Source organism: Mycobacterium persicum (genome assembly GCF_002086675.1).
Lineage (GTDB): Bacteria > Actinomycetota > Actinomycetes > Mycobacteriales > Mycobacteriaceae > Mycobacterium > Mycobacterium persicum.
This window is the reverse complement of the sequence record NZ_MVIF01000122.1, coordinates 1-15537: the sequence shown is the minus strand read 5'-3', so window position 1 is coordinate 15537 and position 15537 is coordinate 1. Positions and strand designations below refer to the sequence as shown.

11 protein-coding genes are annotated in these 15537 nt (G+C 66.5%); 5 read left to right on the top strand and 6 right to left on the bottom strand.

Annotation, left to right across the window (positions count from 1 at the left end; all coding sequences use genetic code 11):
* The 3 genes from BST40_RS24870 to BST40_RS24860 form a co-directional block, all read right to left on the bottom strand.
* Positions 1-562 (bottom strand): PE family protein (locus BST40_RS24870; RefSeq protein ID WP_142276803.1); only part of this gene is annotated, 562 nt, incomplete at its 3' end.
* 439 nt (positions 563-1001) lie between these two features.
* Positions 1002-1292, bottom strand: a complete 291-nt coding sequence (locus BST40_RS24865) for a PE-PGRS family protein (protein WP_244174485.1) — start codon at positions 1290-1292, stop codon at positions 1002-1004.
* Entirely contained in the window at positions 1286-3610 is a 2325-nt protein-coding gene (locus tag BST40_RS24860) for a DEAD/DEAH box helicase (RefSeq protein ID WP_075548938.1), read from the bottom strand. Before BST40_RS24860 ends, BST40_RS24865 begins: the two co-directional genes overlap by 7 nt.
* A 249-nt stretch (positions 3611-3859) precedes the next feature.
* Here BST40_RS24860 and cspA point away from each other — a divergent pair, with 249 nt between their 5' ends.
* The 3 genes from cspA to topA all read left to right on the top strand — a co-directional run bounded on the left by cspA (position 3860) and on the right by topA (position 7887).
* Entirely contained in the window at positions 3860-4063 is a 204-nt protein-coding gene (gene cspA / locus BST40_RS24855; RefSeq protein WP_007772268.1) for a cold shock protein CspA, read from the top strand.
* 233 nt (positions 4064-4296) lie between these two features.
* On the top strand, positions 4297-4875 hold the full coding sequence (locus BST40_RS24850) for a hypothetical protein (RefSeq protein ID WP_083156052.1): 579 nt from the start codon (positions 4297-4299) through the stop codon (positions 4873-4875).
* 195 nt (positions 4876-5070) lie between these two features.
* Positions 5071-7887 (top strand): type I DNA topoisomerase, encoded by a 2817-nt coding sequence (gene topA / locus BST40_RS24845; protein ID WP_083156050.1) that lies wholly within the window; start codon positions 5071-5073, stop codon positions 7885-7887.
* Between the two features lie 539 nt (positions 7888-8426).
* Here topA and BST40_RS24840 read toward each other — a convergent pair.
* Complete coding sequence (locus tag BST40_RS24840) at positions 8427-11342, bottom strand: ATP-binding protein (RefSeq protein ID WP_083156048.1); 2916 nt, start codon at positions 11340-11342, stop codon at positions 8427-8429.
* Positions 11343-11482: 140 nt separating this feature from the next.
* Between BST40_RS24840 and BST40_RS24835 the strand changes: the two genes are divergently transcribed.
* The gene (locus BST40_RS24835; RefSeq protein WP_075548942.1) at positions 11483-11773 is read left to right on the top strand and encodes a hypothetical protein; all 291 of its coding nucleotides are present in this window, start codon (positions 11483-11485) and stop codon (positions 11771-11773) included.
* A gap of 60 nt (positions 11774-11833) precedes the next feature.
* Here the strand turns inward: BST40_RS24835 and BST40_RS24830 are convergent, their stop codons facing one another.
* Positions 11834-12931, bottom strand: coding sequence for a helix-turn-helix transcriptional regulator (locus tag BST40_RS24830; RefSeq protein WP_075548943.1), 1098 nt, complete (start codon positions 12929-12931; stop codon positions 11834-11836).
* Between the two features lie 385 nt (positions 12932-13316).
* On the opposite strand from BST40_RS24830, the gene BST40_RS24825 reads away from it, so the two are divergent.
* Positions 13317-13709 carry a nuclear transport factor 2 family protein gene (locus BST40_RS24825; protein ID WP_075548944.1) on the top strand — a complete coding sequence of 131 codons (393 nt, stop codon included), beginning with the start codon at positions 13317-13319 and terminating at the stop codon, positions 13707-13709.
* Here BST40_RS24825 and BST40_RS24820 read toward each other — a convergent pair.
* Entirely contained in the window at positions 13706-15295 is a 1590-nt protein-coding gene (locus BST40_RS24820; RefSeq protein ID WP_083156046.1) for an adenylate/guanylate cyclase domain-containing protein, read from the bottom strand. The genes BST40_RS24825 and BST40_RS24820 overlap by 4 nt on opposite strands.
* Between the last annotated feature and the right edge of the window lie 242 nt (positions 15296-15537).

Below are 15537 nucleotides of genomic sequence, written 5' to 3'. Positions count from 1 at the left end.
AACCAACGTTGACGGCGGCCCCGCCGGTACCGCCGGTGCCGCCGTCAACGTTGGTTGATGAAAACCCGCCGGCCCCGCCGTTGCCGCCGGGCAATCCGGTGCCGGTGCCGGACATTGCGCCGGAGCCGCCGTTGCCGCCGTTGCCGATCAGCCACCCGGCGTCACCGCCGTTTTGACCCGTGCCCGGCGCTCCGTTGGCTCCGTTGCCGATCAGCGGCCGTCCGGTGAGGTTTTGGACCGGTGCGTTGATCGCGTTGAGCAATTGTTGTAGCGGCGACACGTTGGCGGCCTCGGCGCTCGCATAGGACGCCGCACCCGCGTTGAGGGCCTGGACGAATTGCTGATGAAAAGCCTGTGCTTGGGCGCTGAGGGTTTGATAGGCCTGCGCATGGGCGCCGAAAAATGCCGCGATTGCCGCCGACACCTCGTCCTCCGCGGCGGCCAACAGGTTGGTGGTCGGCGCGGCCGCGGCCCCGTTGGCCGCGCCGATCGTCGAACCGATGGTCGCCAGATCAGACGCCGCCGACGCAACTGTGTCCGGCGCCGCGATCACAAATGACATCAGAGGTCCTTCCGGTCATGACGGCCCTGGTCGTCTGGGCGACGTCAGACGTGAAGGCATCGTATGCCGATCCCGACCAGCGGCATGGCGTATTGATCGGGTTGCTTGGGGCATTCTGATGTGCCGCGCCGTTGTAGCTCAGCCGGTGGGTTTCCGACCGCTCCCGGCGCGGCTCGGTGGTGGCTCATGATTTGCACACCCCGCTCACATGCGGGTAGTTTCAGCTGAACGTCCGCACTGCCGGGACTGGGTTGTACTCAGCCGCTCACCAGGCGATGTGGTGACGCTTTTGGCACCTCCTCGGTCGCGAGGAAGTGCAGATCGGTGGAGGTCGACCGTCGAGGGGTCGGTCGCCATCCGCCGGATTTCCCACCGCAATTTTCACGTAGGTGCGACGCCGTTGCGCGCGAATCCCGTTGGGTTACTTCAACTACGGCAACTACGGCAATCCGCTGATCCCGCTTGTGCCGAGCAACATTCCGCCGAGGCCGCCGGTTCCGCCAGCCGCGGGTGTCGGGATGGTGCCGCCGTTGCCGCCGTTGCTGCCGGCTCCGCCGGCGCCTGCGGCTATTGCGCCATCCTCGCCTGCGCCGCCGGTACCCCCGCTGCCGAGTAGCTCGCCGGCTTTTCCCCGGTTTCCTCCGGTGCCGCCGCTACCGGTGGCGCAAGTCCCCCGGGACAACGGGACGCGAGCCAGGGGTTCGGCAAGAACCAGCTGATTATTTAGCAACCCTCAGCACCCAACTCCGTGAGCACCAATCGCAGCACTCGCACCGCGCCGTCCTTGTCCAGTGGGTCGTTGCCGTTGCCGCACTTGGGCGATTGCACACACGACGGGCAGCCGCTGGGGCATTCGCAGGCTTCGATGGCCGCGGCGGTGGCTCCCAGCCAGATGCCGGCCCGACGGAAGCCGCGCTCGGCGAACCCGGCTCCGCCCGGATAGCCGTCGTAGACGAAAACCGTTGGCAGCCCGTCTGGGCCGATGGCGGTGGACAGGCCGCCGATGTCGCCGCGGTCGCAGCTCGCCAGCAACGGCAGCAGCCCGATGGCCGCATGCTCGGCGGCATGCAACGACCCGGGAATCCGCGGCGCATCAATCCCATTGCGGGCCAGGGCATCCGAAGAAATCGAATACATCACCGCGGTGGTGGGCAACACCTGTTCGGGCATAGCCAGCTCGACGAAGTCGATCACCTCTCCGTTGAGCCGACGGCGCAGGTATCCGACGACCTGATGGGTGACGGTCACCGGCACCAGGCCCAGGGCGACGGCGCCATATTCCGACCGCTCACCGGTTCCGGTCACGCCGATATCGGTGATTTCGCGCGCGAATGTCGCATACCCCGGATCCTCGGCGTGGACGAAGGCGATCCCTTCCGCGAAATCCAGCGAGTCGACGACGTAGCTCTCGCCCTGGTGCAGATACACCGCCCCCGGATGCACGCAAGTCGGTGCCCGGCCCGTGTCAACGCTGCCCAGTAACCGCCCGGTGTCGGACTCCACGATGACGATCTGGCCGCCGATCGAGCCCCGAATATCCACCGCCGCATGCGGTTCGACCCCCGGAGCCGGGAAGTACCTGCCGCCCCGCCGGCGCAACAGCCCGTCGTCGACCAGTCCTTGCGCCACCTCCACGGCATCCAGCGACCGGACCTCGGCCTCCTCGAGCGGCAATTCGACTGCGGCGCAAAGCAATTGCGGACCCAGAAGATAGGGGTTGCCCGGGTCGATCACCACCCGCTCGACCGGCTTGCCCAACAACGCGGCCGGATGGTGCACCAGATACGTGTCCAACGGATCGTCGCGGGCGACCAGCACCACCAGCGCGCCCTGACCGCGCCGGCCGGACCGTCCGGCCTGCTGCCAGAACGACGCGACGGTCCCGGGGAAGCCGGCCAACACCACCGCGTCCAGCCCGGCGATGTCGACACCCAACTCCAAAGCGTTCGTGGTGGCCAGCCCGCGCAACCGGCCCTCGGCCAGCGCGTGCTCCAACGCGGTGCGGTCCTCTGCCAGATATCCCGCCCGATACGACGCCACCAGGCCGGACAACTCCGGGGCGACGTCGTCGAGCCGCGCCCGGGCGCCCAGCGCGGTCAGCTCCGCGGCACGCCGCGACCGAACGAACGTCAGCGTCTGCGCTCCCTCGGCGATCAGGTCGGCCATCAGCCGCGCCGCCTCGGCGCCCGCGGATCGTCGAACCGGGGCGCCGTTCTCCCCGATCAGATCGGTGCGCAGGGCGGGCTCCCACAACGCCACTGTGCGCGCCCCGTGGGGCGAGCCGTCCTCGACCACCTCGGCGACCGGCTGGCCGATGAGTTCCGCGGCGGTCTGGCCGGGGGAGTCCGTGGTGGCGCTGGCGAATATCACCGTCGGGCCGCTACCCGGCTCAGCTGAATACCGGGCGCACAGCCGCAACAGCCGGCGCAGCACCATCGCCACATTCGAGCCGAAAACCCCACGGTAGTAATGACATTCGTCGACTATTAGAAATCGAAGCCCGCGCAACAGCACCGCCCAGCGGGCATGGTTGCGCAGTATCGACAGGTGGACCATGTCCGGATTGGAGAACAGCCAGCGCGATCGTTCGCGCGCAAAACGCCGCACCTCGGCAGGACTGTCGCCATCGTAGGCGGTGGGGGCGACGTCGTTGAGCGGGACGGCTGCGGTCAACGCGTGGGCCGCGCGCAACTGGTCGTGGCCCAGCGCCTTCGTCGGCGACAGGTACAACACCCGGGCCCGCGGATCCGTCGCCAGTGCGTTGAGCACCGGCAGCTGGTAGGCCAGTGACTTTCCCGACGCCGTGCCGGTGCTCACCACCACGTGCCGGCCGTCGTGCGCCAGTTCGGCGGCCTCCAGCTGGTGCGACCACGGCGCGGTGATGCCGCGGTCGACGAACGCGCGAACCACGTTGGGGGCGGCCCATTCCGGCCAACCGGTTGGTCGGCCAGGCCGCGGCGGCAACTCGGCAACGTGGCGCAGCGGAGACTCGCCGGGCGGGGTGCCGGCGAGTGCAGCGGCGAGCAGTTCGCTGCCAAAACTCGCCATTTACGCACCCTTCGACAACTCGTCCACGACAGAAGTCTGTCGCCGACGCGACGAACATGGTTGACTGATTGCGGTCGCAGCTTCTGTGTTCGTGTCAAACTTTCGCAGGATCGACGTTGCGGCCGCGGTTCCTGCGAGGTTATCGGTCGGGTTAAGTTCCGGCGACTCTGCGAGGTATGGCGGTCGCAGCTTGGCCCGGGGCACCGAGAGGCGGTGCACCGCACCCAGAAGAAAAGGAAAGATCGAGAAATGCCACAGGGAACTGTGAAGTGGTTCAACGCGGAGAAGGGGTTCGGTTTCATCGCCCCCGAGGACGGTTCCGCGGATGTGTTTGTCCACTACACGGAGATCCAGGGTTCGGGCTTCCGCACCCTCGAAGAAAACCAGAAGGTCGAGTTCGAAATCGGCCACAGCCCTAAGGGCCCCCAGGCCACCGGAGTCCGCTCCCTCTGATCCGAGCGGTTCTGACGAACCCCCCGGCGCACTCCCGCACAGCGGGTCGAGCCGGGGGGTTTTCGTTATCTCAGGTGCGTCGGGTCGCGCGAGGCGCAAACCTACCCAAGGCTGAAATTGGCGGCTGCGGTGTCTGCTCGGCAGGCTCTGGCGGGGCCCAGCGACACCGCAGCTGGCCGCCGCGCCGGATATGCAGCAGCCACGAATCGACTCGCTGGCCTACTGTCGGTGGCGTGGGCCAGCTTTCCTTCTTCGCCGCGGAGTCCGTGCCGCCCGCGGTGGACGATCTTTCCGGAGTGCTGGCGGCCTCGGGCCAGATCGTCATGGTCGGCACGGGTGCCCGGCTGTCGGTGGTCGTGAGTGAACTGTGGCGAGCCGTCGCTCTCGCCGAAATGATGCGTGACGCCGGCCTGGTCGCTGAGATCGCCCGTACCGACGAGGACACCCCTTTGGTGCGCACCGGCGCGGATCCGACGCTGCGTCCGATCGCGGCCGCCTGGACCCGCGGTGCGGTCAAGACGGTGCCCCCGCGATGGTTGCCCGGGCCGCGGGAGCTGCGGGCGTGGACGCTGGCAGCCGGCAGCCCGGAAGCCGACCGCTATCTGCTGGGCCTCGATCCGCACGCTCCCGACACCTATTCGCCACTGGCGTTGGCGCTGATGCGGGTCGGCATCGCGCCCACCCTGATCGGCACCCGAGGCGCCCGGCCGGCGTTGCGGATTAGTGGCCGGCGCAGGCTATCGCGCCTGGTGGAGAACGTGGGGGAACCTCCGGACAGCCCCGATGCGTTGGCTCAGTGGCCACGGGTCTGAGGGCCCGCCGGAGCTACTGTCTCGGGTGGCCGGTTTGCGCAGGTGCGCCCAAGGGTGCGAAATTGTCAGGTGCCCACGGGGCGAGGGGACGGCGGCGCGCCGGAATTTCACCTGAGATTCCGTGCCGGTCTGGCACTCTTCCTACCGGGGGCGGTTCCGTGGGGAGCCAGGATCAGAGATGGAGCGTAACCGCAGTTGGCTGAGCCGAAGACTAGGGGCCCTGGAAGCTCCGGCAGCCGTAGTAGCAGCGGCAACGGGAGCGGTCGGCGACTCGTCATTGTCGAGTCGCCCACGAAGGCGCGCAAATTGGCCGGCTACCTGGGGCCCAGATACATCGTCGAGTCGTCGCGAGGCCACATCCGCGATCTGCCTCGGGCGGCCGCCGACGTGCCCGCCAAGTACAAGTCCGAGCCGTGGGCCCGGCTGGGGGTCAACGTCGACGCCGACTTCGAACCGCTCTACATCATCAGCCCGGAGAAGAAGAGCACCGTCAGCGAACTGAAGGGCCTGCTCAAAGACGTCGACGAACTCTATCTGGCCACCGATGGTGACCGTGAGGGTGAAGCGATCGCCTGGCATCTGCTGGAAACCCTGAAGCCGCGCGTCCCGGTCAAGCGGATGGTCTTCCACGAGATCACCGAGCCGGCCATCCTCGAGGCCGCCGCCAACCCCCGCGAGCTGGACATCGACCTGGTCGATGCGCAGGAAACCCGGCGCATCATGGATCGGCTCTACGGCTACGAGGTCAGCCCGGTGCTGTGGAAGAAGGTCGCGCCCAAGCTTTCGGCGGGCCGGGTGCAGTCGGTGGCGACGCGAATCATCGTGCAGCGTGAGCGCGACCGAATGGCATTCCGCAGCGCGTCGTATTGGGACATCATTGCCACGCTGGACGCCAGCGTGTCCGACCCGAAGGCCCAGCCGCCCACCTTCGCCGCCCGGCTGACCGCTGTGGACGGCCGAAGGGTCGCCACCGGCCGCGACTTCGACTCATTGGGACAGCTGCGCAGCGGCGCGCCTGGTTCGGCGGAGGTCGTCGTCCTCGATGAAGCCAGCGCCACCGCACTGGCCACACGTCTCGACGGCGGGCAGCTGACCGTGGCGTCGGCGGAGGAAAAGCCCTACACCCGTCGGCCGTATCCGCCGTTCATGACGTCCACGCTGCAGCAAGAGGCGGGCCGCAAGCTGCGGTTCTCCGCCGAGCGGACGATGAGCATCGCGCAGCGGCTCTACGAGAACGGCTACATCACCTATATGCGTACCGACTCGACGACCCTGTCGGAGTCGGCGATCAATGCCGCGCGTACCCAGGCGCGTCAGCTCTACGGCGAGGAGTACGTGGCTGCGGCGCCGCGTCAGTACACCCGCAAGGTGAAGAACGCCCAGGAGGCGCACGAGGCCATCCGGCCCGCTGGTGAGACGTTCGCCACCCCGGACGCGGTGCGCCGCGAACTCGACGGTGACGAATTCCGGCTCTACGAGCTGATCTGGCAGCGTACGGTGGCCTCGCAGATGGCCGACGCGCGCGGTACCACGCTGAGCCTGCGGATCGAAGGCATGGCCGGCCAGCAACAGGTGGTGTTCGCCGCCAGCGGCCGCACCCTGACCTTCCCGGGCTTCCTCAAGGCCTACGTGGAGACCGTGGACGAACTGGTCGGCGGCGACGCCGACGACGCCGCGCGGCGGCTGCCGCAGCTGAGTCCGGGCCAGCGGCTGGCCGCCGTCGAGCTGACGCCCGACGGTCACGCCACCAATCCGCCCCCGCGCTACACCGAGGCGTCATTGGTCAAGGCGCTCGAGGAGCTGGGCATCGGGCGCCCGTCGACATATTCGTCGATCATCAAGACCATCCAGGATCGCGGCTACGTGCACAAGAAGGGCAGCGCCCTGGTGCCGTCCTGGGTGGCATTCGCCGTAACCGGTTTGCTGGAACAGCATTTCGGTCGCCTGGTTGACTACGACTTCACCGCGGCGATGGAAGACGAGCTCGACGCGATCGCCGCTGGCACCGAGCGACGCACCAACTGGCTCAACAACTTCTACTTCGGCGGCGAGCACGGCGGGGCCGATTCGGTGGCCCGCTCCGGGGGGTTGAAGAAACTCGTCGGCATCAACCTTGAAGGCATCGATGCGCGAGAAGTCAACTCCATCAAGCTGTTCGACGACGCCGAGGGCCGTCACGTCTACGTTAGGGTGGGCAAGAACGGGCCGTACCTGGAACGCACGGTAACCGGCGACAACGGTGAGCCGACACCGCAGCGCGCCAACCTCGACGACTCGCTCACGCCCGACGAGCTGACCCTCGAAGTGGCCGAGCAGCTATTCGCCACCCCGCAAGAGGGACGCGTGCTGGGAGTCGACCCCGTGACCGGCCACGAGATCGTCGCCAAGGACGGGCGTTACGGGCCGTACGTGACCGAGGTTCTCCCCGAACCGGCGGCCGAGTCCGGTGAGCCCGCGAAGAAGGCGAAGAAGTCCACCGCCGTCAAACCCCGCACCGGCTCGCTGTTGCGCAGCATGGACCTTCAGACGGTCACGCTCGAGGATGCGCTGAAACTGCTGTCGCTGCCCCGGGTTGTGGGCGTGGATCCCGAGTCGGGTGAGGAGATCACCGCGCAAAACGGGCGTTACGGCCCATACCTGAAGCGCGGCAAGGATTCTCGTTCGCTGGCGACCGAAGACCAGATCTTCACCATTACTCTCGATGAAGCACTCAAGATCTACGCTCAGCCGAAACGCCCTGGGCGGCAAAGTGCTTCGGCTCCGCCGCTACGTGAACTGGGCAACGATCCGGCGTCGGGCAATCCGATGGTGATCAAGGACGGGCGGTTCGGGCCCTACGTCACCGACGGTGAGACAAACGCCAGCCTCCGCAAGGGTGACGACGTAGCGACGATCACCGATGAACGCGCCGCCGAGCTGCTGGCTGACCGACGTGCCCGCGGCCCGGTTAAGCGGACCGCCAAGAAGACCGCCCGCAAGACGCCGGCCAGGAAGGCGGCCAAGCGGTCTTAGCCGGATTCGAAAGTTCTGGCTTCTCCCGCAGGAAGTTTCGCTGCCGCAATTGGTGAGTCTTGGGCTGTGCCGATCGCACCTTGCACATGGATCTCGATAGAAGTCGGCACCCAATTTGCCCGCACCGCGAATGTGGCTGGTCAACGATGTCCTCCTGCGCAGCCTTGGTTGGCTGGCTCTGTCTTCGGCACGCCCTTACGGGCTGGCGTTCGGGGGATGTCTCATGTGCTCTCTGAATCGGCGGCAGTGTCGCCGTATCGAGTGTGTGGCGACGGCTTTGACCGTGTATGTAGGGCGGGAACCGCCGCGTTCGGCCGCCCTGACGGCACGCTCGGCGCCGCCGGCGCACACTCGGCGCCGTCAGCCGCCGACCCAATCGCACCAGCACTCGACTTCCATCTCCTCATACTGGGGTGCAGCCATACACCCGCACTGAGCGACAAGCCAAGGTGCGCAATGGATTTGTCGCTGAAGTGCCGGCACCCCGAATATCCGGGAACACCATAGACCCTTGTGGCTGAAGTGGCAGGTCCCGGAACTCAGGGCACTAGATCGGCCCTGTCCGGCGTGTAGGCACTGCTCTGCCACACCATCCCGGCGCCGGCCAGCGCTGCTGCCAGCTGGCTGCGGGACTGGAGGCCGAGCTTGCGGTAAGTGTTGGTGAGATGGACCTCGACGGTCCGCAGGCTCAGGAAGAGTCGTTGTGCGATCTCGCGATTGGTCTCATTGCCCGCGGCGAGCCGGGCAACCCGCAATTCACTGACGGTGAGCGCAGCGGGGCCGGTAATCGCGCTGCGGCGTGGTCGTGCTCCGGCGGCAACCAGCTCCATGCGGGCCTCGTCGGCCAGTGGCCGGGCACCACACCGGGTGGCCAGATCGAGCCCCTCGCGAAGCACCGGGAGCGACGCAGAACGCTGCCCGGCACGGCGCAACGCCGCGCCCTGAGCAGTGAGCGAGCGAGCCAGTTCCAGGTCGGAGCCGGCCGTTCGGAGGATCGCCACGGATTCGGCAAGAGTGTCGATTGCGTCTCGGTCGCCGACGAGTCCACTGACGCGCAACGCGATGCCGATGGCGCCGGGAGCCTGGAACCGGCGGGAGAGTTCCAGATTTTCGGCGGCGAGTTCGCGCGCCCGGGACACCTCGTCCACTTCGAAAAGGATCTGCGCGGCATCGGCTCGCCAATGCGCGAAGCCCGGGTTGGTGAACCCGTGTTCGGACAGTGTCCGTCCACAGTTCTGGTAGTCGGTCAGCGCGTGGTGGAGCCGGTTCTGCCGCCAGCGCAGTCTGGCGCGGGCCAGGAGCACGACGTGGTCGAGGAGCATCTGCACCGTGGCCGGTCCTTCCATCCCACGCTCGGACAGGATGGCCTGTGCCTGGGCGAGCTCTCCCCGAGCGACCAGTGCATCGATGAGAACTGCTGCGGCCAACTGTATTTCGGGAATTGTGGAGAGTTCGTGTAAATCGAGCGCGGCCCGTCCGGCCTCCTCGGCCTCATACAGCCGGCCGGCGTAGAACGCCCCGTGCGATCGCAGTGTGGACAAATACCGGTAGCCGCCGATATCCCCGTTCCGTTGGGCGAGCGCGATGCCGCGGTCGAGAAGTTCCAGCGCGTCGACGTGGTGGTCGGTGATCGACATTCCGGCACTTGCGAAATTGACGATTATCCAGGTGTCCGGGCCGGTGGACAGCGCACCCGTTGCGGCTCGTTTTGCGACAGCGAAGGTTTCGTCCGCGGATCGGACCCCAGACGTGGCGAAGCAGAAGGCCAGCGACGCGTCGATCAGCCGCACGGTGTCATCGGAGACATCAGCGGTTCGCGGGATGCGCTCCAGCTTGTCGATCCTGTTGGTCGGTGGCTCCATTGCGGCCAGCCCGGCGACCAGCAGGGTGAGACACCCTGGCCGCCGGAGGAATTCGGCTTCCCGGCCGCCGAGAATGCGTCGTGCATCGTCGTAGCAGGCGGTGACCTCCGCGCCGTGGCCGGCCCGAAACAGCATCAGGGCCCGCTGCAGGGTTAATTCCGCTCGCAGATCCGGGTCGTCCACCAGGCCGGCTGCCGAACTCAGCACGTCGGCGGCCTCGACGAATTTGTTCCCCATTGCCAATGCTTGCGCGAATTCGATCAGGATGCCCAGTCGGTCGCCGACGTCGGGGGGTTCGTCCAGTGCCCGCCGCAGACAGGATGCCGCGATCTCGGGTGCGCCGCGACCCAGGGCACTAGCGGCCGCCAAGCGCAATTGTTCGACGATTCGCGGATCGCTCTCCGGTGCGGTCGCCAGCAGATGCGGCACAAGTTCTTCAGGAGATACGCCGTTGCTTGCGAGCAGGACGGCAGCGCGTTTGTGTTCGATGCTGCGGCGCAGATCGGTGCCGTCGGCGTAGATCACCGTGCGCACCAACGGGTGTCGTAACGAGATTGGCCGAGTCCGCATGATGATGTCCTCGGCGGCGAGGGCCTCACCGGCTGCCGCCGCCTCGTCTGCCGTCAAGCCAGCGAGTTCGGCGGCGATGTGCAGATTTTCGACCGGCCCGAGAAGCGCGAGAGCGCGGGCCAGCCTAGTCGCTTTCGGGCCCAGATGGGCCAGTCTGGTCAGCACCGCTCGGGTCACCGTGTCCGGCCGCAAATTGGCAACCCGGGCCGCTTCGGCGGCAATGGGACGTATGCCGTCGGCATTCAGCGTTCGCAGCCCCTCGGTGAGCAAGAAGGGATTGCCGCCGCATGCCGTTGCGCAGGCTCGGCAAAACGCGTCATCGGCGTCGACGGCCATGATCTCGCGTACCAACTGGCTGACGGCCGTCTCGGTCAAGGGCTGCAACACAAGTCGCTGCGGGGTGAGCCCGCTCAGCGCCAGGTCCAGCCCGCTTCCGGGGGCGGCTGGCCGACCGGCGAGCACGAGCATGACGGGAATATCGGTGATGCGCCGGGCCAGGTAGGAGATGAACCGCAACGACGCCTGGTCCACCCAGTGGACGTCGTCGATCACCAACAGCAGCGGGCATTCGGCGGCAAGGTCGGAGCACACCCAGTACAGGCCGTGCGCCACAGCGCCGACGGTCGTCGGGTCCGCGACGCGCATCTCGGTGAATACCGGTGCGGCCAGACGTGCGGCGCCGGTTAAGGTCAACGACCGCACTGCCGGTTCGAAAAGCTGCCGCACCACCGAGAACGGCAACTCTTGCTCGAGCTCACCGCTCAATGCGGTCAGGGCCGCGAAACCGTTGCCGCGGGCAAGGCCGCACAGTGCGGTCACCAGCGCCGTCTTGCCGATGCCCGCGACACCCTCCACCACGACAACGCAACCATGACCGGTGCCGGCGTCGGTTAGCCGTGCACGCAACCGTTCGAGTTCGCGCTCCCGCTCCAGCAGCGCCACGGTGCCTCGGTTCTGCCGGCAAAACATTGTGGTGACTACCACGATGTCTATTGGCCCGCGATGACGGATGGTCGCTTCCATGCAATCAAAGCAAATGTCCGGGTCGATGTGAATCTTCTTTGACTTCGCAGTGACGTCGGAGCCCGGCACCGGGCCTACCCATGACGCCGAACGGCTCGAACTGCTCGGGAAATAGGGCAACTACGAAGGGAAGGCCCGCCATGACCAGCTCGCTATCCAGTCCCGCGTCGGCGTCAGAGAACACCGGCCGCGGCAGAGCCGATGCCGTATCGGCGCCGCAAGTTCTCATTACCGAACAGCAGGTTCTATTCAGCAGCGCAGCGGCGATTGCAGCGCCCGCAACGACGCACCACCGCGGCCTCGGCACCACGCTGATGGCGGCAATCGGCCACATCCACATCCGGCTGCCCGAGCCCCGACCGATATATCCCCGGCGGGAGACCAGCTATTTCGAGGCGGCGCGGATGTCTCGCGAGATGGACCACCTGTGACGGCACCATCCGATTCGTCACGAGGCTAGGACCGCCCTAAGGACCGCCCTAAGGACCGCCCTACGGTCCTAGCCCGAGCAGAACCCGCACCAGCTCTGCTTGGCGGTGGGTATCGGTTTTTTCGAAGACGTGTTGCAGATGGGTGCGTACCGTCGTCACCGAGACAGACAACTCGTCGGAAATTTGCTTGGCGTCGGCGCCATGCACCATCTGCAACGCGACGTCGGCTTCAGCTCTGGTGAGGTGGTAGAGCCGTCGTAACAGCGCAGCGGGTGGCTCGGGTTCATCCTCGGGATCAATGATCAGCACCAAGGCGGTGGGCCGGCCGACGGGCTCGTCGCCGTCCCGCCGGTGGGCCGGCAAGACGTGAATGACATAGGGCCGCTTACCCGAGTGCCGCACGCAGGTGAGCGACCGTCCGGTGCGAACGGCGCAGCGGTCGCCGGTGAGCGCGTTGTGGATGGCCAGGTGTAGCTCTCGTTCGGCCTGCGCGCAGGTCGCGGTGATGCGTCCTGACCGCATACACAGGCCGTCGGCGCCGCGAAGGATGTGTTCGGCCGCCGAATTCAGGTTCACTACAACGTTTTCGATCGTGACGACGACGATTCCGTGCCGGACAGTGTCCAGCGCGCCGGCCAGATCCACGGCGTTACGGGTCAGCGCCCGAAGTTTGTCCTGGGTACATACCGCCTGGTGTAGGTGTGGGACCAGCCCGCTCATCAGCTGGATGCGCTCGGAGGTGTCGAAGGACCGGGTCGGCGACACCACCAGAAAACATGTCGGCGTTGGGCCGCCGGTTAGCCGGACGAATAATCCGTCCTCGAGTTCGTTGGGGCGCATCCAGCCGGCGTAGAACTCGCGATTCCGGTTGCGGAAAATGATTTCTGGACCGGTTCGCACCACACCGACCGGTCCTTTCTGTAGCGCGGCGAGTACGTAATCCAGTTGGTAGTAATGCTTTGCGTAGCTTTCGAGCGCCGAAGCGGGAAGAGTCGAATCCTGAAACGACCAGACCGAACCGTCGCCCAGAAGCATCGAGCCACCCGTACCGCCCATCGCGCGGTGGATGTCGCGGATGGCCGGCTGCCAGTGCTGCGGACTGGCGGCCGCCGTGTAGACACCGGCTACCAGGCGCGAAAAGTCCGCAATCGTAACCATTGCCCGGCCCACGACTCGCCGCACGCCACCCGCATCGGGCACCTTCCTCGCTGTGAATCTTTAGGAAGATCGCTGTGAGTCTCCTAGAAAGATTAGCCCGATCTCATCCATATGGATGAGGTTTGAGCCGCCTCATGGTGGTTGTCTTCGAAGTGCTCGAAACTGCTTGCTCCGGCTGGGAGCCACCAATCGTGCAAGGAGCTGCGGCCATGTGGCATTTACCGTCCCACGTGCGTGCGCCTGATGTCGGCGAACAGGACGTCGAGGTGGCGCGGATGTCACGCCAGATGGACCACCTGTAAGGCGCCATACCACCGCGAACGCGGTGGCCCGCCGGAGCGGCCCTTACCACCGAATTATCGGATACCCACGAAAGGAGATAGCAATGTCGGAGCAAGACCAAAACATCGAGGTCGTCAAGCGCGGCTATCAAGCCTTCGCCGACGGCGACGTCGAAACGTTGATGAGCCTGTTCGACGACAACATCGAATGGGTCCAACCGGGTGAAAGCGCAATCAGCGGCCGCTATCACGGCAAAGGCGAACTCGGCGAGTATCTGCGCCGGTTGGGTGAGAAGTCCCCGACCGTCACGCCCCACCGGTTCATCGCCGACGGCGATACCGTCGTCGTGTTCAGCGACGCCACCGTTGGCGGCGAAACCAGTCAGGACGTCGAGGTCTACACACTGCGCGACGGCAAATCGGTGCGGGTGCAGGTGTACGGGGACACGGCGATGATGGAGCGGCAATACGGCAAGAAGCCGGTCGCGGCCGGCTAGCCGGGGAAGTCGCTGGAAACCTCTTCGGGCGCAGCAAGATTCAGCGGCCTGGCCAACTGGGTGGGTGCGGTGCGCCCTCGCAGCTCGACGACTTCGGCGACATCCCAGCACAACGCCTCGGCATCGAGCGCGCCGCTGACCGCGATGGCCGACGCCAGCACGTGGCCCGCTTCGAGCTTGGCCAGTTCGGTGAGTCGCGCGGCCTCGTTGACCGGGTCGCCGATCACGGTGTACTCGAAGCGTGCTTGCGCGCCGATGTGGCCGGCGATGGCCCGTCCGGCTGACACCCCGATTCCGAACTCGGCCGAACCCAGCACCGGGATGAGTGCGTCGTGCAGTTCCCGCGCGGCGCATAACGCGGCGCCGGCCCCGTCAGGGTGTTCGATCGGTGCGCCGAAGATCGCCAGCGCGGCGTCGCCCTGGAACTTGTTGACGAACCCGCCGTGGCGGCCGACGGTGTCGACCACCCCCCGGAAGAACTCGTTGAGCAGATGAACCACCTCGGCGGGCGGTCGCGTGGCCGCCAGCTGGGTGGAGCCCACCAGGTCCACGAACAATACCGCCACGTCGCGTTCCTGACCGCCCAATTCGGTGCCGCGCTCGATGGCGCGGCGGGCCACGTCTTCGCCGACATAGCGACCAAACAGGTCACGCAGCCGCTGCCGCTCGGACAGGTCCCGGACCATGTCGTTGAAGCCGGCCTGCAGCAACCCCAGCTCGCTGGCGTCATAGATCTGCATGTGGGCGTTGTAGTTGCCGCGCTGTACCTCGGAGAGCGCCCAGCGCAGCTGGCGCAGCGGATCGGCGATCGACATGGCCACCAGCAGGGTGCTGACGAACCCGATTCCCAGCGCCGCCAACGCCAGCAACAGGATGGGATCGAACAGCTTCTCCGGTGCGGTGTGCAGCAACGCGATCTTGTCGGACACCACCGCCAGCACGATCGCCAGCAGCGGCACCGCGGTGGATAGCACCCAGGCCAGCATCAAGCGCAGGATGACGCCGGGTGTCCGCAGGTTTTCCGGCACCCCGCTGCGCAGCGCGGCCACCGCGACGGGTCGCAGGACCCGCTCGGACTGCAGGTAGCCGATGATCGCGGTCGCGGTGGCCCCCAGCGCCGTGGCGACCGCGACGACGGGCGCGGCGTAGCGGGCCACCGACCAGCTGGCAACGATGAAAACCACACTTCCGATGGCCCACACCACGAGGCTGATCACGGTTCGGTAGAAGGGCATCCGCAATACGCGCCTGCGGGCCAGCTCGGTGGCGGCCGGATCAGCCTCGGCAAGAAGGTTGTCACGGCGCTGCCATCGGAAAACCGGTACCAGCAGTTTGAAATTCGCCGCGACCCCGGCAAAAAACACGACGTGCGCCGACAGCACGAAGATGGCCAGGTTGAGGCGCGGCAGGTCCTGCAGCTGGATTCGATCACCCGGTGGCAGGCCGTAGCGCAGGAAACCGAGGACAAAGAGCGCCCCGATGATGTCGGACTGCAGCATGCTCAGCGAAAACACCGGCCACGGGGTGCGCACCACCCACCGGGCGAACGCGCTGATCCGCCCGGGCAATGCTGCCACGGTAGCCACGAGCCCACCGTATCCGGCGGTGGCGACTGGCCGGAAACTTACGGCCGCCCAGGTACGTCGCCGCCGACCGGCCGAAGCGCCGAAATGTTACGGGAAGGTCGCGAAACGGCGGCCAATCGGTCTCTGTCGGCACGGACTAACCCTGGACTAACCCGGGACTAACCCCAATACCGTTCAGTTAAGACGGTGGATGGTGATGTTTGGTGAATGCTCGGGTTGGAGCCAGTGGGCGTAGTCGGCGC

Coding starts and splice junctions, on each gene's coding strand:
- BST40_RS24825 (WP_075548944.1), top strand. CDS start 13,317: ATGTCGGAGCAAGACCAAAACATCGAGGTCGTCAAGCGCGGCTATCAA.
- cspA (WP_007772268.1), top strand. CDS start 3,860: ATGCCACAGGGAACTGTGAAGTGGTTCAACGCGGAGAAGGGGTTCGGT.
- BST40_RS24830 (WP_075548943.1), bottom strand. CDS start 12,931: ATGGTTACGATTGCGGACTTTTCGCGCCTGGTAGCCGGTGTCTACACG.
- BST40_RS24860 (WP_075548938.1), bottom strand. CDS start 3,610: ATGGCGAGTTTTGGCAGCGAACTGCTCGCCGCTGCACTCGCCGGCACC.
- BST40_RS24835 (WP_075548942.1), top strand. CDS start 11,483: ATGACCAGCTCGCTATCCAGTCCCGCGTCGGCGTCAGAGAACACCGGC.
- BST40_RS24840 (WP_083156048.1), bottom strand. CDS start 11,342: ATGGAAGCGACCATCCGTCATCGCGGGCCAATAGACATCGTGGTAGTC.